The 25,704-nt window shown below is 46.5% G+C and carries 29 protein-coding genes and 1 tRNA gene; 8 read left to right on the forward strand and 22 right to left on the reverse strand.

The window, feature by feature from the left end; all coding sequences use genetic code 11:
• Window positions 1-525 (forward strand): hypothetical protein, encoded by a 525-nt coding sequence (locus HNR50_RS13890; RefSeq protein WP_184747373.1) that lies wholly within the window; start codon window positions 1-3, stop codon window positions 523-525.
• Window positions 526-605: 80 nt separating this feature from the next.
• On the opposite strand, the gene HNR50_RS13895 is transcribed toward HNR50_RS13890, so the two are convergent.
• The 5 genes from HNR50_RS13895 to HNR50_RS13915 all read right to left on the reverse strand — a co-directional run bounded on the left by HNR50_RS13895 (window position 606) and on the right by HNR50_RS13915 (window position 6,464).
• A complete protein-coding gene (locus tag HNR50_RS13895) occupies window positions 606-1,592 on the reverse strand; it encodes an ABC transporter ATP-binding protein (RefSeq protein WP_184747374.1) in 987 nt (328 codons plus the stop codon).
• Window positions 1,592-2,575 carry an oligopeptide/dipeptide ABC transporter ATP-binding protein gene (locus tag HNR50_RS13900; RefSeq protein WP_184747375.1) on the reverse strand — a complete coding sequence of 328 codons (984 nt, stop codon included), beginning with the start codon at window positions 2,573-2,575 and terminating at the stop codon, window positions 1,592-1,594. The genes HNR50_RS13895 and HNR50_RS13900 overlap by 1 nt, the downstream gene beginning before the upstream one ends.
• Window positions 2,576-2,585: 10 nt before the next feature.
• A complete protein-coding gene (locus tag HNR50_RS13905) occupies window positions 2,586-3,683 on the reverse strand; it encodes an ABC transporter permease (protein WP_184747376.1) in 1,098 nt (365 codons plus the stop codon).
• Window positions 3,684-3,697: 14 nt separating this feature from the next.
• Window positions 3,698-4,627, reverse strand: coding sequence for an ABC transporter permease (locus HNR50_RS13910; protein WP_184747377.1), 930 nt, complete (start codon window positions 4,625-4,627; stop codon window positions 3,698-3,700).
• A 241-nt stretch (window positions 4,628-4,868) separates the two neighbouring features.
• Window positions 4,869-6,464: a peptide ABC transporter substrate-binding protein gene (locus HNR50_RS13915; RefSeq protein WP_184747378.1), complete on the reverse strand. Its 1,596-nt coding sequence runs from the start codon at window positions 6,462-6,464 to the stop codon at window positions 4,869-4,871.
• Window positions 6,465-6,672: 208 nt separating this feature from the next.
• On the opposite strand from HNR50_RS13915, the gene HNR50_RS13920 reads away from it, so the two are divergent.
• Window positions 6,673-7,566: a 1-acyl-sn-glycerol-3-phosphate acyltransferase gene (locus HNR50_RS13920; RefSeq protein WP_184747379.1), complete on the forward strand. Its 894-nt coding sequence runs from the start codon at window positions 6,673-6,675 to the stop codon at window positions 7,564-7,566.
• 6 nt (window positions 7,567-7,572) lie between these two features.
• On the opposite strand, the gene HNR50_RS13925 is transcribed toward HNR50_RS13920, so the two are convergent.
• Genes HNR50_RS13925 through proS form a run of 3 tightly spaced genes read right to left on the reverse strand, consistent with a single transcriptional unit; the run spans window position 7,573 to window position 10,173 of the window.
• Window positions 7,573-8,490, reverse strand: coding sequence for a GNAT family N-acetyltransferase (locus tag HNR50_RS13925; protein WP_184747380.1), 918 nt, complete (start codon window positions 8,488-8,490; stop codon window positions 7,573-7,575).
• Complete coding sequence (locus HNR50_RS13930) at window positions 8,480-8,872, reverse strand: His/Gly/Thr/Pro-type tRNA ligase C-terminal domain-containing protein (RefSeq protein WP_184747381.1); 393 nt, start codon at window positions 8,870-8,872, stop codon at window positions 8,480-8,482. The genes HNR50_RS13925 and HNR50_RS13930 overlap by 11 nt, the downstream gene beginning before the upstream one ends.
• Window positions 8,824-10,173, reverse strand: coding sequence for a proline--tRNA ligase (gene proS, locus HNR50_RS13935; protein WP_184747382.1), 1,350 nt, complete (start codon window positions 10,171-10,173; stop codon window positions 8,824-8,826). The genes HNR50_RS13930 and proS overlap by 49 nt, the downstream gene beginning before the upstream one ends.
• Before the next feature lie 127 nt (window positions 10,174-10,300).
• Here proS and eno point away from each other — a divergent pair, with 127 nt between their 5' ends.
• Window positions 10,301-11,602, forward strand: coding sequence for a phosphopyruvate hydratase (eno, locus tag HNR50_RS13940; RefSeq protein ID WP_184747383.1), 1,302 nt, complete (start codon window positions 10,301-10,303; stop codon window positions 11,600-11,602).
• A gap of 57 nt (window positions 11,603-11,659) precedes the next feature.
• On the opposite strand, the gene HNR50_RS13945 is transcribed toward eno, so the two are convergent.
• The 11 genes from HNR50_RS13945 to HNR50_RS13995 form a co-directional block, all read right to left on the reverse strand.
• Window positions 11,660-11,935: an acylphosphatase gene (locus HNR50_RS13945; protein WP_221439884.1), complete on the reverse strand. Its 276-nt coding sequence runs from the start codon at window positions 11,933-11,935 to the stop codon at window positions 11,660-11,662.
• Window positions 11,928-12,275 carry a response regulator gene (locus HNR50_RS13950; protein ID WP_184747385.1) on the reverse strand — a complete coding sequence of 116 codons (348 nt, stop codon included), beginning with the start codon at window positions 12,273-12,275 and terminating at the stop codon, window positions 11,928-11,930. The genes HNR50_RS13945 and HNR50_RS13950 overlap by 8 nt, the downstream gene beginning before the upstream one ends.
• 83 nt (window positions 12,276-12,358) lie before the next feature.
• Window positions 12,359-13,024 (reverse strand): regulatory protein RecX, encoded by a 666-nt coding sequence (locus HNR50_RS13955; protein ID WP_184747386.1) that lies wholly within the window; start codon window positions 13,022-13,024, stop codon window positions 12,359-12,361.
• On the reverse strand, window positions 12,963-13,355 hold the full coding sequence (gene rpsI / locus HNR50_RS13960) for a 30S ribosomal protein S9 (protein WP_184747387.1): 393 nt from the start codon (window positions 13,353-13,355) through the stop codon (window positions 12,963-12,965). Before rpsI ends, HNR50_RS13955 begins: the two co-directional genes overlap by 62 nt.
• A gap of 16 nt (window positions 13,356-13,371) precedes the next feature.
• Window positions 13,372-13,800, reverse strand: coding sequence for a 50S ribosomal protein L13 (gene rplM / locus HNR50_RS13965; protein WP_184747388.1), 429 nt, complete (start codon window positions 13,798-13,800; stop codon window positions 13,372-13,374).
• A gap of 124 nt (window positions 13,801-13,924) precedes the next feature.
• Window positions 13,925-14,230, reverse strand: coding sequence for a hypothetical protein (locus tag HNR50_RS13970; protein WP_184747389.1), 306 nt, complete (start codon window positions 14,228-14,230; stop codon window positions 13,925-13,927).
• 4 nt (window positions 14,231-14,234) lie between these two features.
• Entirely contained in the window at window positions 14,235-14,996 is a 762-nt protein-coding gene (locus tag HNR50_RS13975; protein ID WP_184747390.1) for a hypothetical protein, read from the reverse strand.
• Between the two features lie 11 nt (window positions 14,997-15,007).
• On the reverse strand, window positions 15,008-17,107 hold the full coding sequence (locus tag HNR50_RS13980) for a UvrD-helicase domain-containing protein (RefSeq protein ID WP_184747391.1): 2,100 nt from the start codon (window positions 17,105-17,107) through the stop codon (window positions 15,008-15,010).
• A 2-nt stretch (window positions 17,108-17,109) separates the two neighbouring features.
• Window positions 17,110-18,471: a 30S ribosomal protein S12 methylthiotransferase RimO gene (gene rimO / locus HNR50_RS13985; protein WP_184747392.1), complete on the reverse strand. Its 1,362-nt coding sequence runs from the start codon at window positions 18,469-18,471 to the stop codon at window positions 17,110-17,112.
• The gene (locus HNR50_RS13990; RefSeq protein WP_184747393.1) at window positions 18,428-19,585 is read right to left on the reverse strand and encodes a helix-turn-helix domain-containing protein; all 1,158 of its coding nucleotides are present in this window, start codon (window positions 19,583-19,585) and stop codon (window positions 18,428-18,430) included. Before HNR50_RS13990 ends, rimO begins: the two co-directional genes overlap by 44 nt.
• Before the next feature lie 3 nt (window positions 19,586-19,588).
• Window positions 19,589-20,263 (reverse strand): LolA family protein, encoded by a 675-nt coding sequence (locus tag HNR50_RS13995; protein WP_184747394.1) that lies wholly within the window; start codon window positions 20,261-20,263, stop codon window positions 19,589-19,591.
• Between the two features lie 96 nt (window positions 20,264-20,359).
• Here HNR50_RS13995 and pyrH point away from each other — a divergent pair, with 96 nt between their 5' ends.
• Window positions 20,360-21,055, forward strand: coding sequence for a UMP kinase (gene pyrH / locus HNR50_RS14000; RefSeq protein ID WP_184747395.1), 696 nt, complete (start codon window positions 20,360-20,362; stop codon window positions 21,053-21,055).
• On the opposite strand, the gene HNR50_RS14005 is transcribed toward pyrH, so the two are convergent.
• Together HNR50_RS14005 and HNR50_RS14010 are read right to left on the reverse strand one after the other, a co-directional pair.
• Window positions 21,056-22,006 carry a radical SAM protein gene (locus tag HNR50_RS14005; protein WP_184747396.1) on the reverse strand — a complete coding sequence of 317 codons (951 nt, stop codon included), beginning with the start codon at window positions 22,004-22,006 and terminating at the stop codon, window positions 21,056-21,058.
• Entirely contained in the window at window positions 22,006-22,983 is a 978-nt protein-coding gene (locus HNR50_RS14010) for an alpha/beta hydrolase (protein WP_184747397.1), read from the reverse strand. The genes HNR50_RS14005 and HNR50_RS14010 overlap by 1 nt, the downstream gene beginning before the upstream one ends.
• 84 nt (window positions 22,984-23,067) lie before the next feature.
• Here HNR50_RS14010 and HNR50_RS14015 point away from each other — a divergent pair, with 84 nt between their 5' ends.
• Both HNR50_RS14015 and HNR50_RS14020 read left to right on the forward strand, forming a co-directional pair.
• Window positions 23,068-23,568 carry a flavin reductase family protein gene (locus HNR50_RS14015; RefSeq protein WP_184747398.1) on the forward strand — a complete coding sequence of 167 codons (501 nt, stop codon included), beginning with the start codon at window positions 23,068-23,070 and terminating at the stop codon, window positions 23,566-23,568.
• A gap of 46 nt (window positions 23,569-23,614) precedes the next feature.
• Window positions 23,615-23,698: transfer RNA gene (locus tag HNR50_RS14020), tRNA-Leu, on the forward strand.
• Between the two features lie 722 nt (window positions 23,699-24,420).
• Here HNR50_RS14020 and HNR50_RS14025 read toward each other — a convergent pair.
• Window positions 24,421-24,618, reverse strand: a complete 198-nt coding sequence (locus HNR50_RS14025) for an addiction module protein (RefSeq protein ID WP_184747399.1) — start codon at window positions 24,616-24,618, stop codon at window positions 24,421-24,423.
• A gap of 413 nt (window positions 24,619-25,031) precedes the next feature.
• Here HNR50_RS14025 and HNR50_RS14030 point away from each other — a divergent pair, with 413 nt between their 5' ends.
• On the forward strand, window positions 25,032-25,316 hold the full coding sequence (locus tag HNR50_RS14030; RefSeq protein WP_184747400.1) for a type II toxin-antitoxin system Phd/YefM family antitoxin: 285 nt from the start codon (window positions 25,032-25,034) through the stop codon (window positions 25,314-25,316).
• The gene (locus tag HNR50_RS14035) at window positions 25,313-25,636 is read left to right on the forward strand and encodes a type II toxin-antitoxin system RelE/ParE family toxin (RefSeq protein WP_184747401.1); all 324 of its coding nucleotides are present in this window, start codon (window positions 25,313-25,315) and stop codon (window positions 25,634-25,636) included. Before HNR50_RS14030 ends, HNR50_RS14035 begins: the two co-directional genes overlap by 4 nt.
• The last annotated feature ends 68 nt before the right edge of the window (window positions 25,637-25,704 follow it).

Raw genomic sequence — 25,704 nt, forward strand, 5'->3', positions numbered from 1 at the left:
ATGTCTTTTTTCAATTTAAAACTAATTCATAAATCGGATGATAAAATCATTCTGACTGTTCCGCTTTACACCAGGATAATTATGGGCTTATTCACTATCGCCGTAGCCTATACCTTTGTTCTCGATCCCGGCTTCTCTCTCCTGCCCGCTTTTTTCCTTTTCGTTCTCCTGGCCACGACTCTCTATAAAGAGTCCTGGGTATTCGACAAAAAAGAGCGGAAAGTTATATACGGCTTCGGACTTCTCATCCTTTACAAGAAGACAGTCGTTCCTTTTCATTCCATCGAAGAATTCAAACTGGAAGGTTTCGTTAAGGGATCCATGTCTGCCAGACCGAACAAGGGAGAAGAAAACCCTTTATCCAAAAAGCCGAAACTACGGTCGGAATTCTGGAAACTCTCTCTCAATAATAGCATTTATGGTGAGCTGACCATTAATACGGTAAAGGGGAAACAAAAAGAGATTCTTCTGGAAAACAGTCGTCAGATTGCCAGTTTATGCGGGGTAAAACTGATCGAAGAATAATATTCACTTCTTGAACCGAGAATCTCATTGCTATAAAAAAAACCGCAGCTGCAGGCTGCGGTTTTTCTATATCAAACATTTTATTCATAAAGGAAACAAGCCACTTGATGGTCTCCCTTAACTGCTTTGAGCTCAGGGATATTTCCTTTACATTTTTCCATTCTCTTGGGACATCTGTCGTAGAAGTAACAACCGTGACGCTCCGTATCGGGTGATGGAACATCTCCTTCCAGTACGATTCTCTCTCGATTTCTTTCAATTTTCGGATCCGGTATGGGAACAGCGGAAAGAAGAGCCTGAGTGTAAGGATGAAGAGGTTCAATATACAAATCGCTTGCAGGCGAGAGCTCGGCAATAATACCGAGATACATTACGGCGACTCTGTCACTGATATGCTCTACAACGGCCAGGTCATGGGCTATGAACAGGTATGTCAGATCGAATTCCTTCTGGAGGTCGTCCAGGAGATTGAGAACCTGAGCCTGAATAGACACATCAAGAGCCGATACGGGCTCGTCGAGAAGCAGAAGTTTCGGATTGAGAGCCAGGGCTCTTCCGATACCGATTCTCTGTTTCTGACCGCCGGAGAACTCGTGGGGATATCTGTTCTTGAAGAATCTGGACAACCCGACAATCTCCATCAGCTCGTCTACACGACGGGAGATTTCCTCTTTCGTCATATTGATGATTTTTCTCTGGGAATAGATCTGAAGAGGCTCTGAAAGAATCTGCGAAACTGTCATTCTGGGATTCAGAGAACCGTAGGGATCCTGAAATACCATCTGCATATTTTTTCTGGCAGCGATAAGCGGCTTCTGTTTCAGTTCAGCGAGATCCACACCTTCAAAGATAACATTTCCGGCAGTGGGACGGTAAAGCTGATCAATAGCTCTTACGGTAGTTGACTTACCGCATCCCGATTCTCCTACGAGACCGAGAGTCTCCCCTTTGTACAAGTCAAAGGAAACGCCGTCAACAGCTCTGATAACATTGCGGGAACCTTTAATGGGAAAGTGCTGCTTCAATCCCTGAACCTGGAGCAGTACTTCTTTATTTTCTTTTGACATTACTTATTCTCCTCATAGAGCCAGCAGGCGACTTCTCTCTTTCCTTCCAGTTCTACAACAGGCGGATACTTTTTCGTACAGATATCCATGGCCTTCTCACAGCGGGGATGGAAAGGACAGCATTCAGGCAGATCGATCACGTTCGGCGGCTGGCCGTCAATTGAGTAAAGTCTTCCTGTGCCTTTTTCGTCGAGGCGGGGAATAGACTGAATCAGACCGTTCGTATAAGGATGTTTGGGAGATTCGAAGAGATCATCAACGGGTGCTCTTTCAACGATCCGGCCCGCATACATTACGCAGACATTGTCGCACATTCCGGCGACAACTCCCAGATCGTGGGTAATCATGATAACAGCTGTGTTGAGTTTTTCAGAAAGCTCTTTTATCAGATCGAGGATCTGCGCCTGAATTGTCACGTCCAGTGCGGTCGTAGGCTCGTCGGCGATGAGGATTTCGGGGTTACAACTGAGAGCGATAGCGATCATTACCCTCTGTCTCATACCTCCGGAGAACTGATGGGGATAAGCATCGATTCTTCTTTCGGCGGCGGGAATACCAACGAGCTTGAGCATTTCGATAGCTTTTTTTCTCGCTTCGGCTTTATCAAGTCCCTGGTGAAGTCTTACTGTTTCGATCAACTGTGTAGAGATTCTCAGGTAAGGGTTGAGGGCCGTCATGGGATCCTGAAAAATCATGGAAATTCTGTTTCCCCTGATACGGCTCATCTCTTTCTCAGTCATTTTGAGAATATCTTCACCGTCAAGGAGGACTTCACCTCCGACGATTTTCCCGGGAGGCATGGGAATCAATTTCATGATAGACATGTTGGTTACGGATTTTCCGGAACCGGACTCCCCTACAAGACCGAGAGTTTCTCCCTTGTCCAGTCTGAAGCTGACACCATCGACTGCTTTGACAATACCGGCGTCAGTTCTGAAATATGTTTTAAGGTCTTTTACCTCTAAAATAGTTTTGTTTTCCACTTATCTCCCCTTAAACTCTGTTTTTACTCTGAGGATCGAAAGCATCTCTGAGTCCGTCTCCAAGAAAGTTCATACTGAAGAGGAACAGAGCCATTGCAAATGCCGGAGCAATCAGTCTCCAGGGGAAGTTGGTCATACCCTGCATGGAATCCTGAATCAGAGATCCCCATGATGCGTAAGGCGCGGAAACTCCCAGTCCGAGGAAGGAAAGGAAAGACTCAAGCATGATGAAAGCCGGAACTCTCAGAGTCGCATAAACAATAATGATTCCGAGAGTATTGGGAACAAGATGCTTGAAAATGATACGGGCAGGACTGGCTCCCATGGAACGGGCCGCTTCAACGAATATGGAGTTTTTCAAAGACATGATCTGCCCTCTCATAACCCTGGCCGTTGTTAGCCAGCTGACGACGGAAAGAGCAATGAACAGGTTGAATATGTTCTTACCGAATATAGCCATCAGGATAATGACTAGAAGCATATACGGCAGTCCGTACATAACCTCGATAAAGCGGGAAATGAAATAGTCGACTTTACCGCCTACATATCCGGCGATTGCCCCGATAACGATACCAATGATAACTGATGTTATGGTTCCGATCAGACCGATTGCCATGGAAACCTGACCGCCGTAGATAATACGGGAAAGCAAATCACGGCCGAGGTCATCTGTTCCGAGAAGATATCTTCTTTTGTGAACCAGAACTTCTTTTCCGTCGATTTCCCAGATTTCATGATCGACCCGATATTCCATATCGGCGATTCTATCTTTCTCAGCCTGGTTCATTTCAGTTCTTTTTTCTTTTGCCATCAGACGGCCGATCAGGTCGATCTGTCTCTCAATCATCAGCTCGCCGGCTGTTTTCGTCAGAGAAGGAGGAAGATACTGATGATCCAGAACCTGTCTGTCATAGGCGTGAATCGGCAGGATCGGAGCCAATGTCGCCATAAGAGCATAGAATCCAACCATTACCAGACCGAACATGGCCATATGATTTTTCCTGAGTCTTTTCCAGGCATCTGCAGTGAGGCTCTCACCTTTCAGAGTCTGGTTGAACTCATTTACTGCTTCATTCGTATTTGTATTTTTGACTTTGTTGTCACTCATCTAAAGGCCCCCGATTATTGATAGGAAATTCTGGGATCAAGGAATGAATAGAGGATGTCGACCAGAAAGTTCATAAGAATTACGATAGTCGAATAAACGATGATAACACCCATAATCATTGTATAGTCCCTGTTAAGTGATGATTGAACGAAGAATCGTCCAAGACCGGGGATTCTGAAAATCTGTTCGATAACGACGGAGCCGGTGATAATTCCCGAATAAGCGATACCGAGATAACTTACTACAGGAAGCATGGCTCCTTTCAGAACATGCTTCAGAATAATCATTGTCGGAGATAATCCTTTTGCTTTCGCCGTTCTGACATAATCCGACCTGACGACTTCCAGAACACTGGATCGTGACAGTCGGGCAATACTGGCGAAGTAAGACATGGAAAGCGCAATTAGCGGCATTATGACAGTGACCCAGCCGTCAGGTCCTGTAATCCAACCGGAAGTCGGAAGTATTTTCAGCTTCATAGCAAAGATCAGCATAAGCACCGGTCCTATAACAAAGGCCGGGACCGACACCCCGAAAACGGCTATGGACATGGCCGTGTAATCAATCCAGGTGTTCTGATTCAAAGCAGCGATGATTCCGGCCAGAACTCCGAAGAAAGTCGCGACCAGCAAAGCCAGCGTTCCCAGAATTAGCGAATGGGGCAGACTGTTGAAAATCAAGTCGGTTACTGTCTGGTCTCTGTATTTGTACGAAGGACCGAAGTCTCCTCTGATTATACCGCCCAGATAAATCAGATACTGCTCTGGCAGCGACTTATCAAGGTTGTACCTTTTTTCGATGTTCTCTCTAACAGCTTCCGGGATAGCTCTTTCTCTATCGAAAGGTCCACCGGGTGCAATTCTCATTATTATAAAGGCGACTGTCGTAATAATGAGCAACGTCGGAATCATACCGAGAAAACGTTTTATGATATATTTTGTCATTGAAAAACCTCATTGACGATTTTTGTAACCTGAGAACTCAGGCTCATCATTCGAGTAATAAATATTCTGTTTTTAAATCGAAAAGAAATCAGTAATTACTCAATTTAATTATATTAAAGCACGGATTTCGTAAAAAAGAAATAAAGAATCAGTTATTGGTGCTTTTTTTTAAATTTATATCCGGAGAGAAAAACAGGAAAGCCTTTTTAAGGGCTTTCCTGCAAACATTATATTACATGAATTATTTCAGGTAAATATCTTTGGGTGGGTGAGTATCGAGAACATTGAAGTTGAATCCACCCCATTTGTTCAGGTCGATCATGTTGATAGTAACATAGTAGTAAATCGGCATAACACCCATGTCTTCCAGGATGAAGATTTTTTCAGCATCTGCAAGAACAGACATTCTTTCAGGTCCGTCAGGCATTGTCGCTGCTTTGGAAATCAGTTCATCATATTTGGGGTTAGAATATTTTCCACCGTTCATAGGAGTTCCGGTAATGAACATATCGAGGAAAGTGTTGGGATCCTGATAGTCTCCGATCCATCCAGCTCTTGCGACCTGGAAGTCACCCATATTTCTTGTGGAAAGGTAAGTTGCCCACTCCTGGTTGAGGAGAGAAACATCGATTCCAAGGTTGTTTTTCCATTCAGACTGAATGTACTCAGCAATTTTCTTGTGACCTTCGGAAGTGTTGTAGAGGATTTCGAATGCGGGGAAACCTTCTCCACCGGGGTATCCGGCTTCAGCGAGAAGTTTTTTAGCTTCGTCGAAATCTTCAAAGTTGCCGGAAATTGCGGGGTATCCTGCCATATCGGGAACCATTGAATATGCGGGGATCTGTCCGGCTTTTGTGATTTTCTCAACAAGGTTCTTTCTGTTGAATCCCATGGAGAGAGCTTTTCTGACTCTGGGGTCATCAAAGGGTTTCTTCTCGTTCTGGAATACATAGTAGTAAGTACCGAGCTGGGGAGTTGCATGGTAGTCATCTCTGAACTGGATCTGTTCGATCTGGTCCTGAGGAGCTGTAGTATCCCAGTCAATTTCTCCGTTCAGGTACATGTTGTGAGATGTATTCTGATCTTCGATGGGGAGATAAACAACTCTGTCGAGTTTAACTGCTTCTGCATCCCAGTATTTGTCGTTGGGAACAACAGTGATCTTGTCCTGGGGAACCCAGCTTTCAAGAACGTAAGGTCCGTTTCCTACGAAGTTCTCGGGTTTTGTCCAGTCATTGCCGAATTTTTCAATTGCGTGCATAGGAACAATACCGAAAGAGTAGTGCGCGAGGGCACCGATTACGTAGGGAAGAGGTCCGAGGAGGTCCATCTGGAAAGTCATGTCATCAAGAGCTCTGATCTGTACAGAGTCTGCACCGGCTTCACCGGAGTTGAATGCTTCAGCACCTTTGATGAACATGTTGGGGAACCATGCATAGTTCGAACCGGTTGCGGGATCGAGCATTCTGATCCATGAATCAACAACAGTATTAGCGTCGATTTTTACACCGTCAGTCCAGACCAGACCTTCTCTGATCTTGAATGTGTAAGTAGTTCCGCCGTTGGAAGCTTCCCAACTCTCAGCAACACCGGGAAGAGGACTTGCATCTTCGGGGTTGTAAGTGATGAGACCTTCGAAGAGAGCTTCGTAGATTCTGTGTTCGGGAACACCCTGAATCAGATGTGGGTCAAGAGACTCGGGCTCTGCACCATTGTTAAGTCTGAACTCTACAGGTTCTTTTACCATAGCAACTTCAGCAGCTTCTTCTTTCCCGCCACAGGAAACGAAAGCAAATGCCATAAGAGCGGCCAGTAAAGCTAAAAAAGCCTTTTTCATTAAATACTCCTTTACTTTTTTATCAACATATATAATCCCTTATATACTGTTCCATGTCAAATAAATTTAAGAATATTTTTCCCCGCCGGGCCTGGAGGTGGACGAGATCCCGAATTCCGAATATAAAAGAATGTTCCTTCTTGCTAATACAGAAAAGAACAGTCATTATTATAAAAAGTAACTCAAAATAACACAGATAGGAAAAGTGATGTCAGACTATTATAATCAGTTGAAAACGGTTTTCTCAATCCTCCAGACCAAACTGGATGGCGATTACGAAATCCGTCCCGACAATGTCTACCAGGAGGGAAACCACGAATGCCAGGCGCTGATCGGCTCGCTGGTTGATAAAATCGTTCTTCCCGGCAGCCGCATAATCGGAAGCGAAAACATAAGGGATCTCTACGAACGGTCCCGGCAGGGAGAATCCTGTCTTCTTCTTGTTGAGCATTACAGCAATTTTGATTATCCGGTTATATTCCGTTTTCTGGAAAACGATCCGCTTCTAGGACAGGATGTGGCCCGCTCCCTTATTCCCATTCAGGGCATGAAACTCAGCGATGAAGAATGGGTTACATCAGCATTCACCCATTCCTATGCCACCATTGTCATTTATCCGAGCCGATCCATAGATAATGTTAAAGATCCAGACAAAAAGGCGGAAATACGGAAGGTCAGCACTCCGATCAATCACGCAGCCATGCGAGAGCTGACTGACAGGAAATACCATGGCCAGATGATCCTTGTCTTCCCTTCGGGCACAAGATACCGCCCCTGGGATCCCGAATCAAAGAAAGGTGTCCGGGAGATCTTCACTTATCTCAAATCCTTTGAGAACATTCTCTTCCTGGGCATTAACGGCAATATAATGAAACCTCATCAATCGGATGACATGAACGCCGATATCAAAGCGATCGAAGAAGATCTGATCATTCTCACCGCTTCACCGGTCATCAAAGGCAAAGAGTTCCGCAAGGAAGTCATTGCCAAAACTCCCGAGGGAGAAGACAGCAAACAGTTTGTCGTTGACCAGGTCATGGCCGAACTGGACAGGATTCACAGAAATACTGAAAAAATCCGTGAAAAGGAATTGGCCGGCTAAGAGAAATCAATCTGCATTCTGACTCAGCACCAGCATGGTGCTGTTTTTTTTGAATCCATACTGAATGAGATTATTCATGATAAACTCGGCACCCGCAGGAACATCGATTTCCAGAAAGGAACAGCTTTTCAGCATGGAATCTTCCAGAGCTTTCTCTTTTAGTTTCTCCGCCAGGCCGAGACCTCTGTATTCGGGAAGGACATAGATCTGTCGGATTCTTCCCAGAACGGTACCTTTTTCGAGAACTTCAGCAGTAATCCAGACGAACCCGACGATTTCCCCGTCGGGGGATTCAGCCAGAAAGATACGGGATTCTTCGGATATTTCCGGCTCGAAACCGTCGCGGAACCGCCTGAATAAATCAGAAATATAATCCGATGGACAGGATTGATATATCTCCGAGAAAGCATCCCTGTCCATTCTGTTTATCCGGGGCAGCTGTTCCTCCCGGCAGAGATCAATGGAAAAATCCGTTAAAACGGGACTGTATTCGCCATTAAAATCCTCTTCCCAGACATCCAGGCCCCACTCCAGCCTGAGAATATTATACCAATCCAGAACGCGCCGTTTCATATTGAGCTCTTTGAAGCTGAACCACTTGCGCTCTATATCAGGACGCTGATTGAGGGCATCTTTGAATTTCCGGAATACGCCGCTACCGCAATGAAGAATAGAGGAGAGATGTTCCCGGTAAACAGGATTGCGGAGATTGAGAACAAACTGCTCCATCAACCGGTATCCGTCGGAAGGCTCCCAGTCGGGCAGATCATAGAGAGGGCTTATACGGTTCCCCGTCCCCTCAGCTGATTTTGATACAATGGAAGGAACAGCCGGATCCAGGAAGAATTTTTCTTTCTGGTTTTCCATGGCGAAGATAATCTGCTCTATTAATTCATTGGTCAGCTCAAAAGATTCATTTGCCAAAGGCTTTTCTCCATTTTCTTATCTCTTTTTTGATATCGTTTTTATGCACCAGCCATTTGATCCGGGTCCTCCGGTCGCAGAGCTCCACCTGTTCATCCTCAATATACCGTGTGGAGACTACAATTCTCAGAGGTATCCCCAGAAGCTCGGCGTCCCGGAATTTCTTGCTGATTGATTCGGTTCTGTCATCGACCAGAACATCCGGACCGAGCATTTCCTCTATCTCATCGACATAGCGCTTTATCGTCTTGGATTTTCCGATTCCCATAAGAAAATATTTGAAAGGCGCCAGATCATAGGGCCAGAGAATGCCCCGGTCATCATGGTTGGCCTCTACGACCGCGACAATGAGTCTTCCCAGCCCGATGCCGTAAGACCCCATGAACGGATAGCGCTTCCGCCCCTCTTCGTCCTGAAACTGAAGATTCTTTTCTGGGTAAAATAATCGTCCAGCTTAAAGAGATTTCCCAGTTCAAGAGCGTGTATTTCCTCAAGTTCGGATCCGCAGGAAAGACAGAGATCGCCGGCTTTTATCCGGGATATGTCCGTTACATGAAAACTGTCAAAATCCCGTCCGAAATTGGCATTCAGATAATAGAAACCGACATCATTCGAAGCTATTGCCAGATTCGAGGAGTTTACAACTGTATCGTCGATAACAATGGCTATTTGTCCGGGAGGATTCACAGGGGACATAAAGCCCGGAACAAGACCAATGCGGTCCAGTTCTTCCTTCGAAGCTGAATTTAGCCATGGCTCTCCGAGGTAACGCATGAGCTTTTCCCGGCTCACATCGTAATCGGCGCGAACAACCGCCATAACAAGGCCGGAAGGACAGGAATAAACCATACACTTGCCCAGCCGTTCCAGAGGCAGATCCAGATGCCGCGAAATTTTAGCCATGGTTTTCAGATTACCGGTTTCCACTTTCTCAAGAGGCTTTAACGCTCCGGCATTATTCTTTTTGACAGCCAGGGCCACTTCCTCTCTGGCGCGGTATCCGCAGTTCCTGCAAAGAACAACAGTATCTTTTCCCTGAGGGTCTTCCGTAAGGAATTCATATGCGCGGGACCCCTGCATTACCCCGACTTCCGATTCAGCGGTTATATAGGGAACATCACAGCGCTGAAAGATTCTCTCGTAGGCGGCAAAGACCTGAGGGAAAAAATTATTGAGATCGGAATAAGACCTGTGAAAGGAATAGGCATCGTTCATCTCGAATTCCCTGGTGCGGATCATGCCGCCTCTGGTCCGGTATTCATTTCTGAATTTCGTCTGAAACTGAAAGAGAAAAATCGGGAAGTCCCTGTAGGAATGAAGAGACTGTTTTACGAGAGAAACCACAGCTTCCTCATGGGTCGGGGCCAGCACCATTTCGGCATTGCGGATATCTTTGAACCGGATCAGAGAATTGCCCATGATTTCGAGTCGGCTGCTCTCCTCCCACAAATCTGCGGGATTCACCAGGGGGGCCTGAATCTCCGCACCTCCCAGGTATTCCATCTCTTCGCTGATAATACGCTTGATATTCCTCAGGACTTTCATTCCCATCGGCAGATAACAGTAAAGCCCCTGCCCGAGAGGACGGGCGAACCCGCCCTTGAACAGGAGAGAATAACTCTCCTGAAAAAGTTCGTTCTGAGCTTCTTTGACTGTTTTCCCGAAGAGCCTGGTATATCTCATTACACCTTATTCTAATTACAAGCTCACAGCATGGTCAAGAGAATTGACTGTTGAGGCCTTTCTGAGATTGATGAGGAATAATCTTTATATTATTATTGAATCATTACTTTGGAAGGAGAATATATAAATGGATACTATTGAATACGTTGAGGCAAGAGAAATCCTCGATTCAAGAGGAAACCCGACTGTAGAAGTTGATGTTATGCTGGCTGATGGTTCTTTCGGCCGTGCCGCTGTGCCTTCAGGAGCTTCTACCGGAGTACATGAAGCGGTTGAGCTCAGAGACGGAGACAAAGGCCGCTACCTTGGAAAAGGTGTTCAGAAAGCTGTTGAAAATGTAAACAACATCATAGCCGATGCCGTAATCGGACTCAGCGCTCTCGATCAGGTCGATGTAGACAGAACAATGATCGAACTTGACGGAACAGACAACAAAGGAAAACTGGGAGCCAACGCGATCCTCGGTGTTTCCATGGCCGTTGCCAGAGCTGCCGCGCAGCACCTGGAAATAGACCTCTACCGTTACCTCGGTGCCTACAAATCAAACCTGCTTCCCGTGCCCATGGCAAACATCATCAACGGAGGAAGCCACGCAGACAACTCTGTTGACTTTCAGGAGTTTATGGTTATGCCCGTCGGAGCAGATTCCATCAGAGAAGCAGTCCGCTGGATTGCAGAAATCTTCCACAACCTGAAAAGCCTGCTCAAAGCTGCCGGTCTTTCCACAGCTGTAGGTGACGAAGGGGGATTCGCTCCCAACTTCAAATCCAACGAAGAAGCTCTCAAATTCATCATGGACGCAATCGAGAAAGCCGGACTCAAAGCCGGAGACGATGTTATGATCGCCCTCGACCCCGCCGCTTCCGAGTTCTCTGAAAAACAGGCTGACGGTTCCTATATCTACGAACTCAAATGGTCTACAGGAGAAAAACTGACTAGCGCGCAGATGGCTGATTTCTGGGCTGACTGGGCCGAAAGATATCCCATCGTCTCTATCGAAGACGGTATGAACGAAGATGACTGGGACGGATGGAAAACCCTGACAGACAAAATCGGAGACAAAGTACAGCTTGTAGGTGACGACCTGTTCGTAACCAACACAAAAAGACTGGCAACGGGAATCGAGAAGGGAATCGCCAACTCCATCCTGATTAAAGTTAACCAGATCGGAACACTGACTGAAACTTTCGAAGCTGTTGAAATGGCTAAAAAAGCCGGATACACAGCTATCATCTCCCACAGATCAGGAGAAACTTCCGATACATTCATCGCTGACCTGGTAGTGGGTCTCCAGACAGGACAGATCAAAACAGGATCCATGTCCAGATCTGACAGAGTCGCTAAATACAACCAGCTGATGAGAATCGAGGACGAACTGGGCAACCGCAGCGAGTACGCCGGACGGGACGCTTTCTACTCGATCAAATAATTGGATATATTAAGTATTCAGAAGAGCTGTCCCTGAAAGGGGACGGCTTTTTTTTATTTAGAATGAGACCTGAAACTGACCGAGATCGTTTTCGGGATTCAGCTCTCTGAAATCGACATGAGAGACCGATGCGGAAGACGGACCGGTGTGCAGCCACTCGAGATAGGTGAGAAAATCCTGCTCATCTCCTTCAAACCGAGCCGTTACAGACCCGTCCATTTCGTTACGGACCCATCCCCGAAGTCCGAGGGATCTTGCTTTATTGAGCGCGGAATAACGGAAGCCCACACCCTGCACCCGCCCCCGCACTATAGCGATTCCCGATTTAATCACGGCCAATCTCCGAAGCGATGCGCTCTTCCAGCTCACCGTAATCGAAGGGCTTGTAAATAACAGTAAAGGGTATAGGTATTTCAGGGCTTAGAAATCCGCTTGTAATGAGAACGGGAATCTCAGCGCAGAAATGCTGAAGGAAACGGATCCAGTAATCGCCTCCCAGTGAAGGCATCCGGTAATCTGATACGATCATATCGATATTATTATCGAGAAGCTGCCTGATGGCGCCGACACCATCGGATGCGACATGGACATCATAACCTTTTCTTGTCAGAAATTCTCTTAGCGTTAAGCGGATAGCATCTTCATCTTCAACTATTAACAGGGATTTTCCCATACAATACAACTCCTTGGATCGCTCCCGTACCATAAAGCTATGAGGAAGATCCTTATTTTATTGTAGTCAATTGAATGGGGTTGTCAATTATGTTCAAAAAAGTAACGGATTTCCCCCTGGGAGAAACCGCGGCGCAGGAGGGCCCGACGGAGTTTGCCTTCATCGGAACCGTACCGGCGGGAAAGTTTGCTTCCCGCTTTAAGGACAGCCTGAAGCATGACATCTTCCTTTACGACCCGGCTTAAAGCTTCTTTAGCGCTTTCAGCAGCGACACCTCTGGCCAGAAGGCCCTGATAGAGAATATTTCTGCCTTCAGGATGCTGTCTGAGGCGGGATTCCAGCCAGAACGTTGCGAATCTTTCATCGTCCAGAAGCCCCAGCTCGACGACGCGATCAACGGCTTGACGGCATACTGCATCACTGAAACCCTTTTTTTTGAGCTTGAGAAAGAGGCCGCCTGAACTCTGTTCGGCTCTGCTGAGCAGATCGCCGGCCTTTCGCAATGCCAGAACCCGCTGCTCTTCCTCTTCGAGAATATCCATCTCATTCTCTTCAAGAACCATGCCTTCGGCGAAGCCATGGCGTTCAAAGAAAGTTGAAGAGACAAAAAAAGAGGACCCGTCGGAGAGACGGACTGTAAAGCCCTCTCCCGATGATCCTCTTTCTGTAATCGATGCGATATACAATTTAACGTTTTGAGAACTGGAACTTTCTTCTCGCACCGGGCTGACCGTATTTCTTTCTTTCAACCATTCTGGAGTCTCTTGTAAGATATCCGTTAGCTTTAAGAGCCGGTCTGTTTGCCTCATCAAGAGCAACGAGAGCTCTTGACAGTCCGTGAAGACAAGCACCTGCCTGACCGGTGATACCACCGCCCTTCACGTTGATTACGACATCGTATTTACCCAGGCTGTCTGTAACATCGAGGGGTCTTATAACCGTATCCGAATGAATACCGATTGTGAAGTATTCTTTCAGTTCTTTACCGTTGACTTTAATTACACCGGTACCTTTTCTGAGGTATACACGTGCAACAGAAGTCTTTCTTCTTCCTGTTCCGTTTGCAAGATTTTTTACCATTTAGATTCTCCTGACCTTACACTTCCACAGCAACGGGCTGCTGTGCGGCATGGGGATGATTAGCCCCAGCGTAGATTTTCACGTTAGTATAAAGCTTGTTCCCGAGGGGCCCTTTGGGGAGCATGCCTCTGACAGCTTTCTCCATGGGCATTGTGGGCTTTTTTGCCAGAACTTTTTCATAAGTTTCAGCTTTCAGACCACCGAGATACCCGGAGTGACGGTAATACATCTTGTCAGTTTTCTTTCTACCGGTAACAGCTGCTTTTTCAGCGTTTACAATAATGACATAATCACCAATTTCCTGGTGAGGTGTGTAATAGGGCTTGTTTTTACCGCGGAGAATATTCGCCGCTTTTACTGCAACACGACCGAGAGAAACGCCTTCTGCATCGATGACGTACCATTTTCTCTCTATACTTGCAGGTTTTTCAAATATAGTTTTCATCTTCCTCTAACCTTATCAATAATAGATAATTCTCGACTTATGTAACGGGATCTTAATATTCACATCATTGAAAAATAAAGTCAATAAGGGTAAAGGGTTAAATTCGGGATTAATAAGTTGAATTCTACAGTCGTTTTCGCCGGGCCGTAAGGAAGGAAATGAAACCGGCGGTAAAGAAAAGAAAGGGAAGCAGAGCGAACAGAGCTTCAATCACAGGAATCCCGAAAAATGTAAATTTCTGCAAATCCGTAAGGCCGAAAACCTGCAGCGTCTCTGCAATGACCTCTCCGTAGAGAAAAACCGTTCCGACGACAACGAGAAGCCATGAAGCTTCGCGCGTCCTGGACCAGAGAAGAACAGCCGTAACCGTGGCGGCGAAACCTGCCAGAAGCTTTACGAGCAGCAGAATAATTTCAGGGCTGTTGGACATGACCTTACCTCTTTAAAGCCTGTTTGAGTTTTTTCAGGCTCCCCTCTTTAATATCGACAGCAATCACCGACGGTTTATCATAAAGAGGTGATATGAGGATTCCATTCTCAAGATAAAGCTTAAACAGATCCGGATAGTCCTCTTTTGCGCAGAGGGGCCTTAGATAGGGTCCGGTTCTTTCCCAGTGTCCGGTATCATCAAGAAGGCTCCAGCCCTCTGTGTCCAACTCTTTCATTCTGAGCTGAAGATCAAACCAGGACCGGACCAACCCCGCCTGAATGACCGGCGAGAGCCTATCCGACTGAGGCAGGTCTTTCTGATCGGAAAGAATAGCCACCGCGTCGATACCGGGGTAAGGCAGGTTTACGAGGAGCCGATCCGCGTTTTCCGGAACAGGAAGATAAGGTCTCCAGATGACATTCCTTCCCGTTTGAGCCGAGAGGGCGGGATCATCGAAAGAGACTGCTTCACCGCAGGCTTTTTCAAATGAATCAAGGCTGCTGTAAACGGCCCTGCGGGAAAATCGGGGAAATCCTTTTTTCAGAACTTTATAGAGCCTGCTATCATAGACAGAGGGATAAGGTGCATACAACCCTCTTGAAAGCGTATTTTTCAGGACATTGGAGAGTCCGTTGGGCCGATGGCCGCAAAGAGCGCGCCCTCCGTCCAGAAATAGATCGAGAAAACGGCGGCCTTTATCATCATAGAGATAAAATCCTCTGGCTCTTTTTATAGGCGTAATCATCCGCATTAAATCATCTGACATTGTTTTCCCCTTCAGCTGTCCCATTCGGCACGGCCGAGCTTTTCCAGTTTATGGGCGCAGAACTCAGGCATGAGAACGGCTGTTCTCCCCGATTCAAAAATGACATGAAGAACAGTGTGCCCGTTATTGAATAGATTCTTGTTGACTACGCCAACGCCGTAATCTTCATGATAAAGACGGGTTCCCGGCTTAAAATCCCCCGAGGGACCGCTGTCCTCTCCTATAGTATCGACCAGTTCCGAGGGAAGCTCATCGATAAAGCGGGACGGATAGCGGTCTTCCGTTCTGCCGTAAAGCATTCGCCTGCGCGTCGATGTGAAAAACAGTTCCTTTCTGGCCCGCGTGATGCTCACATAAAAAAGCCGGCGTTCCTCTTCTATATCATCATCATCGGCGTATTCGTCACCGCGGGGGAAAAGCCCCTCTTCCATACCGGTGATAAAAACACGGTCGAACTCCAATCCTTTCGTATTATGCATGGTTATGAGGGTGACGCGATCGGGATCATTATCCTCTTCCTCCAGCATAGTCTGGTCGAGTTCAATGAGCTCCAGAAATTCGGAAAGCCCCTCCATCGTTCCATCGTACTGATCGGCTGCGGTCACCAATTCTTCAAGGTTTCGCACCTTCTGGGAGTGGTCTACCTCATCCTGGGCTCTGTGATACTCCAAAAGTCCCGATTCCCGGATGACCCGGTCCACGTAGGGAGCCAGTGTCGCTGACTCTCCCAGGGCTTCGGACAGCTGATCGCAGATGCGGCAGAAATCGGTTAAACCTTTGGCGCCTTTTCCTTTCATGCCGCCCAGAGCCGCTTTTGAAGCTTCAAGAAGATCTCCTCCCGCATCCAGCATGTATCTGAATACTTTTTCAAGAGAAACCTTCCCCAGGCCCCGGGCCGGCTTATTAATGATGCGCCGGAAAGCGACTTCATCCCGGCTGTTGCTGAGAAAACTCAGAAAGGCGACCGTATCCTTGATTTCCTCGCGGCTGTAGAAACTGAGAGTCCCCACAAGCCTGTAGGGTATTCCCATCTTCCGGAATGTGCTTTCGAACTCCCGGGACTGGGCGTTTGTCCTGTAAAGAACGGCTGTTTCGCCATATTGGCTATTGGCCATGATATTTTCAGCGCAATCCTGCGCTTCGGTAATCTGATTTTCCGAGTAGAAAAGTTTTGCCTTTACACCGGAGCCTTTCCTGGTCCAGAGAGTTTTGCCCAGGCGCCCCGAATTATTGGAAACGACAGATGAGGCGATACTGAGAATATTACCCGTGGAGCGGTAGTTTTCCTCCAGCTTGATAACCTTTGTGCCGGGAAAGGATTCATGGAAGGTGAGGATATTTTTCACTTCCGCCCCGCGGAAACGGTAAATAGACTGATCATCATCGCCGACGACAGCGAGCCAGGTATCGGGTCCGGACAATTCTTTCAACAGCTGAAACTGCGCCCCGTTGGAGTCCTGATACTCGTCAACCAGGATGACCCGGAACTTCTGATGTATCCTCTTCTTCAACTCGCCGCTCTCCCGGAGCATTTTCACCGGAAGACTGATCAGGTCGCCGAAATCGGCGTTGCCTATATCCCGCAGCCTGGTTTCATAAATTCTGTAGATTTCATTGAACGATGGATCGGGATTGATATGGGACAGATCATCATCGGGCTGCAGGCAATCGTCTTTAGCCCGGGAGATATCGCGGCTGTAGCGGCGGAGCTCGTTTCGGGGAGCCTCGTCGAACAGGGTTTTCAACAGGGAAAGCACATCGTCATCGTCATAGATGGTGAAGTGGGATTTCATATCAAGAAGAGAGGCGTTCCGCCTTAAAAGCCAGGCACCGAATGAGTGAAAGGTTTTGATCATGACGCCCTGAGCATCGCTGACCATTCCCTGGACTCTGTCGGACATTTCAGCGGCAGCTTTGTTTGTAAAGGTTACGGCGAGGATAGATGAGGGCTCGAACCCCATATCATTAATGAGCCAGGCTATCCTGGTTGTAATGACTCTTGTTTTACCGGAACCGGCGCCTGCCAGAATCAGGAGCGGTTCCTGTCCGTGGGTTACGGCTTCGAGCTGCTGTTCATTGAGACCTTTCAGATAGGAAGGAGAACCGCTCACTATCAGTCCTCCAGAACAACGGCTTCCAGATCCAATCCATTTCTTTTGAAGATTTTTGCCTGAACCACATCTCCGGGACGAATGTTCTCGCCATGAAGAACGATCAGACCGTCCACTTCAGGAGCCTGAAAGTATGCCCGTCCTATATAGAGGTTTTCCTCTTCCACTTTTTCTTCGATAAGAACTTCATAGGTTTTTCCGAGAAAATCATCGAGCAGAGCTTCGGTTATCTCGCTCTGGCGGATTTCCAGTTCCTGTTTGCGCTTTTCTGCGGATTTCGCCGCAAGTTTGGTTCCCAGTGCCCCTCTGTAATTCCAGGCGGGAGTATCCTCTTCCCGGGAATAAGTGAAAAAACCGACCCAGTTGAGATTGGCATTACGCTGAAAATCGAGCAGATCACGGAAATCCTGTTTGTTTTCTCCGGGAAATCCGGTCATGAAAGTGGACCGGAAGACCGCGTCCGGCAATTTTTCCCTGATGGAAGCGATCATCTCCAGATGAGATCGGGCTGTTCCCCGTCTTCCCATTTTCCGCAGGATTCTTTCCGAGGCATGCTGAAAGGGAATATCAAAATAGGGAAGAAATCTCTTGTCTTCTGCCATAATCTCGACGACTTCATCGATAAAGCGGTCGGGATGGATATAAAGCAGCCGGATCCAGAATTTCCCTTCGATAGCTGAAATGGCTCTGAGAAGTTCGGGAAGTTCTTTTCTGCCGCGGTCCGTTCCCAGACCGGCCAGATCCTGAGCTATAAGATTGAGTTCGAAAGCGCCGTCAGCAATAAGCTGTTTGATCTCTGCAATAATTTCATCGAGAGGCCGGCTTTTCAATCCCCCTTTTATGATGGGAATAGCGCAAAATGTACACCTATTGTTACACCCTTCGGCTATTTTCACATAAACGGAACGGTCATAGGAGAAAAACTTCTTTCTCGGTGTTACCGAAAGATCGGTTTCCGGAATAAGAACCGGCTTTTCTCCTTTCTGTACCGCTTCGACCACATCTGTTATATGGCTGGGAGCCATGGAACCGAAAACTCCCGCCAATTCGGGAATCATATCCATCAGCTGTTGATTGTATCGCTCGGAAAGACAACCGGCGGCCAGAACTTTTTTTCCGGGATAGGCGCTGGTGAAATCGAGAATGGTATTAATCGATTCTTCTTTAGCCGGTTTGATAAAACCGCATGTGTTGACAATGATCAATTCGGCATTTTCCGGAGTCTCTTCAGACGTCCATCCCGCGTTGACCAGTGTGGAGATCATATTTTCGGCATCGACCTGGTTTTTTGAACAACCGAGGTTCTCTACATAAAAAGTGTTAGTTGTAGGGGACGATGACGAGTTCGTATTTTCCTGTTTCATTATTTTTTACCCATTTGACCGAACGGACGACAACCTGTCCGTTCTCACCGATTTTAATTTCCTGTCCGGAAATCTTGAGGTCGACGCTTCCCGCATTGGAAGCCCAGAGAAGAAGATTGCGGTTCACATCTATCTTGAGGCGTTCTCCCGCCTGATAGAACCGTTCAATCCGCCCCTGCCCGTCTGTTTCGTAACGGAAAAGCCCGTCGCCCCGGAATAAAGCATCAATGGTGTAAGCCTTGGGATATGTTTCAGTCATTATGACGATTTTATCGGTTAAATTCGTATCGGCACTTGCAGCCGGAATTGCAGAGACAACGACCTCTTCAGGCTCTTCGCCGGCTTGAGGCTCGTCTACTGAAACCTTCTGTGCAATAATTGTCGCTCCGGAAGACGAGACTTTTTTTACAAAGAAATAAACACCAGTCTGATCCCCGATAAGAACAACCTGCTCTCCTCCCTGTTCGAGAAGGATTTCACCGGGATTGCCCGATGGATCGGCATAGCTAATAAGCTGCTCCTCATCGGAGATGCTGACGAAAAAGGTCAGAAGTCTGCTGCCTGTGGAAACCTTAATTGAATCGCCGTTGGAGACATTGATATCCAGCGTATCTTCGGTCAGAAAAAACTCTTTCGGTCCGCTTTGTTCATCGGAGACAGAAGTCGTTTCCTCTTCTATAGTGCTGTCGGTCTTTTCTCCGTCATCGAGAAAGGAAGGGATAAAGAGAACGGCAACACCGGCTGCAACGACAACGACAGCCAGGACAGGGATCAGCCACCGGGGAAGGCTTTTTTTCTCAACAGAAGACTCGGGTTTCTCTTTTTTTACAGCGGCGGCTTTCTTTTTGCCCAACAGAAGATCCATTGGGACCGGTTCTTCGCTGATTTTAAAGTTTTTATAGATCCCTACCATTTTAGAGGGATCGAGACCGAGATATTCCGAGTAGTTCCTCAGAAAACCGATGAGATAGGCTTCGGCGGGAAAGAAATCAAAATCATCCTCCTCAAGAGCGTGTATGTACTCTCTGGAGATATTTGTGTCATGGACGACCTGATCGAAGGAATAACCCTTCTCTTCTCTTGCAGTTCTAAGATGTTCACCTATAGATTTCATGTATCAGTTTTCCGGCTCAAACAAAAAGTTTTCTATTTCATTCCCTTCGGAGGGAGATTCATACTCGAAACGGGCATCGGGGATTTTCGTCAAGGTATCGATATCCTCGAAATCGAACTGAATGGTTTCAAAAGAACCGGTTACACCGACAATCCGTCTTATGGACTTGTCTCCCGCGTTTATACTCATTTCCAGCTCGCGGAATCCCTCTGTCTGAGACATCCATGTGAGCTTCAGCTTTACGACCATTTCGGGAGAACCGTCTTCAAGAGGAACAGGTTCCGGTCCGACGAGATAACCGATGCGGTAGTTCCTCTCAAGGAGCTTGAGCCCCTGGCTGCTCACCATGGAAGCCAGCGTCGCTGAATTATGCTTCTTTAAAGTCTGCTTGAACGACACCCGGAATTTAGGGATGTAAAGCTCGAGCTGTTCGTTGTTGACAACCAGAACCTGCTCTTCGGGCTCGTCAAAATCTATTCTGAGCAAATTGGGAGTTTTATAATATAAGGTCCCCGACTGAACCTCGCTTCCTTTTGTGATAGTTATATATGCTTTATAATCGGTTACATCTCCGTGCTGATCCGAAACGGATGTGAAAAACTTCTCGGCGGTCTCCTGGGACCAGAGAGAAAAAGCGGGAAGAATCAACAGGGCTGTAATCAGAAGGGTATGTTTCATTACTCTTTTCAAAACCAGTTTTTACCTCTATTCTATTCCATATTAGATACTTAAAGACGCTCAAGTGTCAAGCTGATTTATCGTGGGAGAAAAGACATGCCTAATATTAAAGTATTAGATTTCGGAGGCTCAATCGTAGCTCCCGATGAAGTGGATACCGCCTTTATCAAAGAGTTTAAAGTTTTTCTGACAAAATGGCTCGATGAGGACAAAGACAATAAAGCCATCATTGTAATAGGAGGCGGAGCTCCCGCCAGAAAATACCAGCAGGCATACCGGGAGATTATTTCCGACAGCGACGACAATGAAGCGGACTGGATCGGCATTATGGCCACAAGAATCAATGCCCAGCTTATCAAAGCTGTTTTCAGTGAATACTGTCCGCAGGATGTCGTTACCGACCCGACGGCACCCGAGTCATTTGAAGGCCGGGTTATGGTTGCTGCGGGCTGGAAGCCCGGATGGTCGACAGATTACGATGCTGTTGTTCTTGCAGAGAAATTCAGCGCCGATACGGTGTACAACCTGTCCAACATAGCCAAAGTCTATACTGATGATCCGAAGAAAAACCCCGATGCGAAACCACTCGATTATGTGAGCTGGGACGATTATAAAAAAATGGCCGGCGATGAGTGGACTCCCGGCAAGAACGTCCCCTTCGACCCTGTAGCAACAAAAAAAGCGGCGGAACTGAACCTCCAGGTCATTGCTGCAGCAGGCAAAGATCTTGACAACCTGCAGAAAATCTTTGACGGTGGGGATTTCATCGGAACTGTTATCGGACGGAAATGATCACTGATCGATGAAATCTTTTGTGACGGCTGACCAGATTACGCGGGTCTGTTTCGAAGGGAACGGAACGGAGTTCCTGAAATCCGGCAGCCAGTCATTTGTCTGTTCCAGATCCTGGAAAAATCCCTCTTCAATTCCATATTCATCCATCCAGTCGAGAAGCCGCTCATATTCCTCATGAGAAATATATCGTTCGGGAATTTTTATTTTATTACCCGGTATATGAACAGGCGAATACTGCACCATCACAGAAACAAGTGCTTTTTCCAGTAACTCTTCTGCATACCACTTGAGAAACTTCCGGCTCGATTCCAGTTCTCCCGGAAGAACCAGGTGCCGTATGATAACGCCTCTTCTCATCAGTCCCTCTTCAGAAAATTCGAGGGGCCGGCCGGAAGCCATCCTGATAAGAGCTTTTTCGACGATTCGGGGATAATCCTCCGCCTGATAGAGTCTCTTAGTCAGATGAGGCTCCGAGGCTTTGTAATCGGGCAGATAAATGTCTATAAAGGTATCGAGCAGATCAATTGCTTCCTCAGTCTCATATCCGGAACAGTTCCAGAGAAGCGGTATGGACAAACCTCTTTTCTTAGCGGCTTTGACAGCCGGAACAATCGAAGGCAGAAAATGCGTCCCCGTCACGAAGTTGATATTTTCAGCCCCTCTTCTCTCCAGCTCCAGCATTATATCGGTCAACGTATCGACTGAGATCTCCGCTCCGATCTGACCGCGGCTGATCTGCCAGTTCTGACAAAAAGGACACCCCATGGTGCAGCCGCTGAAAAATATCGTTCCGCTGCCACCTTCTCCTGTAAGTGGCGGCTCTTCCCCGAAATGTAGGGCCGCCGTACCGATCCGCAGAACATCGCTCTGTCCGCAGAACCCCTTAATGCCGGCGGTTCTGTCGACACCGCACATGCGGGGGCAGAGACGGCAGTTTCTGTAATCCATTATTCCAGACCTTCAAAGAAATCGAGTATGTGGCGAATCAGTTTCTCCCGGATGGATTCATAAAGAAATAGAGCGTGAGACGTATTGTAATATCCGGTGTAATCGAGGCGGTTGAAAGATTTGATTTTCGAAGATACTCCATTCTCGATAAGGGAGAGATTGGTAAAATCCACAGTGCTGTCATCCGGTGCCTGAAAGGCGATTACGGGAACTGAGATCTTACTCAAATCCTTCCTGATTTTATATACAGCCATTTTCAGGCTGTATACCTGTCTGGGGAATTGCCCCTGGTAGCCGAGCCACTCATTATGACCGTCTTCCATTTTCTTCCATTTATCGCTCTTTCCGCCCTGATGTCTGACGAACCACCCCAGGGTTCTGATAAATAGAAGCGATGCCCCTCTGCCGGGACCCTTTCGGGGAAAACGGAGCGATACGGGGGCCGCGTTAACGGAAATTCCGTCGGGAGCCCATTCCGTGCCGGAAAACTCCTCCGCCAGCTTGAGAGTCAACGCTCCGCCCATGGATAAACCGATAATGTAGAGCTTCTTATATTTCCTTCTCTTTTCCAAGTAATAATCGGAGAGATAAGCGTACCATTGGGAAAAATTGGATTTTATAAAATCATCATGATTTGTTCCGAAACCCGGCAGAAGCGGGGCGAAAACATCATATCCCGAATCCGCAGCAATGGGAGCGACATACTTATAGGTCTTTGGCGTCGAGGGAAAACCGTGAACAAAAATGACAGCCTTATCCGATGAGTTGTCCAGTTCGATAGGTCCTGCTTCCCCATCCATCAATCGGGAAAGATCGGTTTGACTATAGCGGGGATCTTCCCGATAGAAAAAATCAGTCCAGTTGAATAAAAGAATCAGAAAAAACAGAACAGCAAGTATGAATAAGGGGTGGAGAATCGCTGTAAAAAAAATCGATAATGCCGATAAGGCGAGCAATGATATTTTTCTTAGAACCATAGGACCTTTCCCGAATGTGTTTAGTTTGTATAATATATACAGGCGCATCTTATTAGTAAAGAATAGCTGCCGAGGAGACCAAGTATGAGAAAGGAAGTAGAACTGGGATCAGTTATAAATGAAGTTATGGCCAAACTGGCAAAACCGGGACTGCTGCTGGGATCAGGGGAGCAGTGCAACCCCATGACAATCGGCTGGGGAAGTTACGGAATCATGTGGAATAAACCGGTTTTCACCATAATGGTTCGTCCGGTCCGGTACAGTTTTGAATTGCTTGAAAGAAACGGAGATTTTACAATAAATGTCCCTTCGGATGATATGAAGAAAGAGATTGGTATTTGCGGTTCGAAGTCGGGTCGAAATAAAGACAAACTGGCTCTCTGCGGCTTTACCCGAAAAAAAAGTGAAAATATATCCGTGTCTTATATTAAAGAATGCCCGATCCATCTGGAATGCCGCACCGTATTTTACAACGATGTAACAGCTGCTGCTCTCGATAAAAATCTGATTGACCGCCACTATCCCAAAGCGGATCTCCACCGCTATTACTACGGAGAAATCCTGGGTGCCTATATCGAAGAGTGAAATGATTGACAGATGAAGAGAATATCATTATTCTCTTCAGAGTAATGCCGGCGTGGTGAAATTGGTATACACGGTAGACTCAAAATCTACTGGCCTCGCGGCCGTATGGGTTCAAGTCCCATCGCCGGTAAAATAAGGGTAGTGACTCGAAGAGTTGCTACCCTTATTTTTTCTGAAATGCAGGGACTTGATCGGTAGTGAGCGCCGAGCCAGCGAGGATTAAAGCGAACGGACGTGGCCTGGAAGATTCCACGCTAGTGGAAGCTGGAAGGAAGTCCCATCGCCGGTAAGGAAGGAGAATGACTCGTAGAGTTGTTCTCCTATTTTTGTCGGCAATAAGATGGGACTTGATCCATGAGATCCTGATGACAGGATCGAACACAGGATGCGAGAGCATTCGTCCTTGAGCGCCGAGCCAGCGAGGTGAGGTTCCGGTGCCGGAACCGAACAAAGAACCGGCAGGTTCGTCCTATCCATGAATGGAGCCGGCCTGGAAGATTCCGCAATAGTGGAAACTGGAAGGAAGTCCCGATTAATTGAAAGAATTTTTTATTCATTGCCTCTCCTCATCAACCCAATAATTAGGTTTTCGATGAGAGTTCGCTATTGCAATAATCGTTATGATGTCATCCTCTAAACTATAAATGATTTTATAAGGAAATTTCCCAATAGTATATTTTCTTGTCGATTAAGAGTATCTTTCCCAAGCTAGAGGATTATTTATAATTCTCTTTATTCCAAGGCCAACAGAATCTTTAAACCTGGAACCAAGTCCATCCACTTGGAAATCATAATACTCAATAGCGTCCAGTAGTTCCTGATAAGCAAATTTTGTAAATCGAACCTGCACTATCAGAAAATCTCATTATAAGGAACTGTGTCGAGACGCCCCTCTCTTACAGCTTGAACACGGCGTTCACTTTCTTCCATCCAGATTTGATCGATTTTCTCATCCGGTTGATCTAGACTCTTTAATATTTCCTCAACTAATAAGTATCTTGCCTGAGGTTTTAGAGAAAGTGCTTCTTTTAATATATCCTGTTCACTCATGAGACTATTATATCAGTAATAGCTTAAATATAAAATGGCGGTATCAAATATCAGACAAATCCAATTTAAAGCGAATCAGAACCTTGTAGACAATTTGTAGACAGCTCGATTTCCTTATCCACCAGTACAATCCTGGGAATCCGCCTAAAACTCAGATATACAAGACAGAAAAGGAAAATAACCCTATATAACCTAAAATCAGATTCCCTTTGCCGGTAGGAAAATTAAAGGAATTGCATAACAGCTGTTCCTTTTTTTATAACGCATAGGACTTGACCGGTAGTGAGTAACGAGCCAGCAAGGTGAGGTCCGATGCCGGAACTAAACAATATTGAACCTAAGGGCAATAAAGCATCTTCATGCCGACCTAAATTCAGACTATAATATAGTCACAACAGAAGGTGGAATAATTTATGAAACTAAGTAATGGAGTTAAACCTATAAGCTACTTCAAAGCTCATGCTTCAGAAGTAATCAATGATGTCGTTGAGAACCAGAATACCATGGTGATCACTCAAAATGGAGAAGCGAAGGTTGTTCTACAGGATATACGTAGCTATGAACAGATGCAGGAAAGTCTGGCTATGTTGAAAATACTGGCTCTTAGTACAAAAAGTATCAATGAAGGAAACTTCAGGAGTGCAAATGATACCTTTTCAGACCTGGATAGTAAGATCGCAGACAGGGAACGGTCTTGAAATATCAAGTTTTTATTACCGGTGATGCCGAAAAAGATATTCTTTATTTATATGACTATATCTTATCTTCCGATTGTACAGAGAGTGCTGATTATGTCTATAAAAACATTAAAGCGAATACCTTGGGATTATCTGATTTCCCATCAAAAAGACACTATCCGCCGGAGCTGGAAAGAATCGGCATAACTGAATACCGGGAGATTCACTTCAAGTTGTATCGAATAATATTCCAGATTATTGGAGTTAAAGTTTTTGTCCATTGTGTTTTTGATGGACGCAGAGACTTACAGGAAATACTTGAACGCCGATTATTGAGATGATATGGATTATATTACCTTAGGTTTGATGTCTTGAAAAGTCGGACCCGGATTGCCCCCTTCCGGGCCCT

Source organism: Spirochaeta isovalerica (assembly GCF_014207565.1).
GTDB lineage: Bacteria > Spirochaetota > Spirochaetia > DSM-2461 > DSM-2461 > Spirochaeta_F > Spirochaeta_F isovalerica.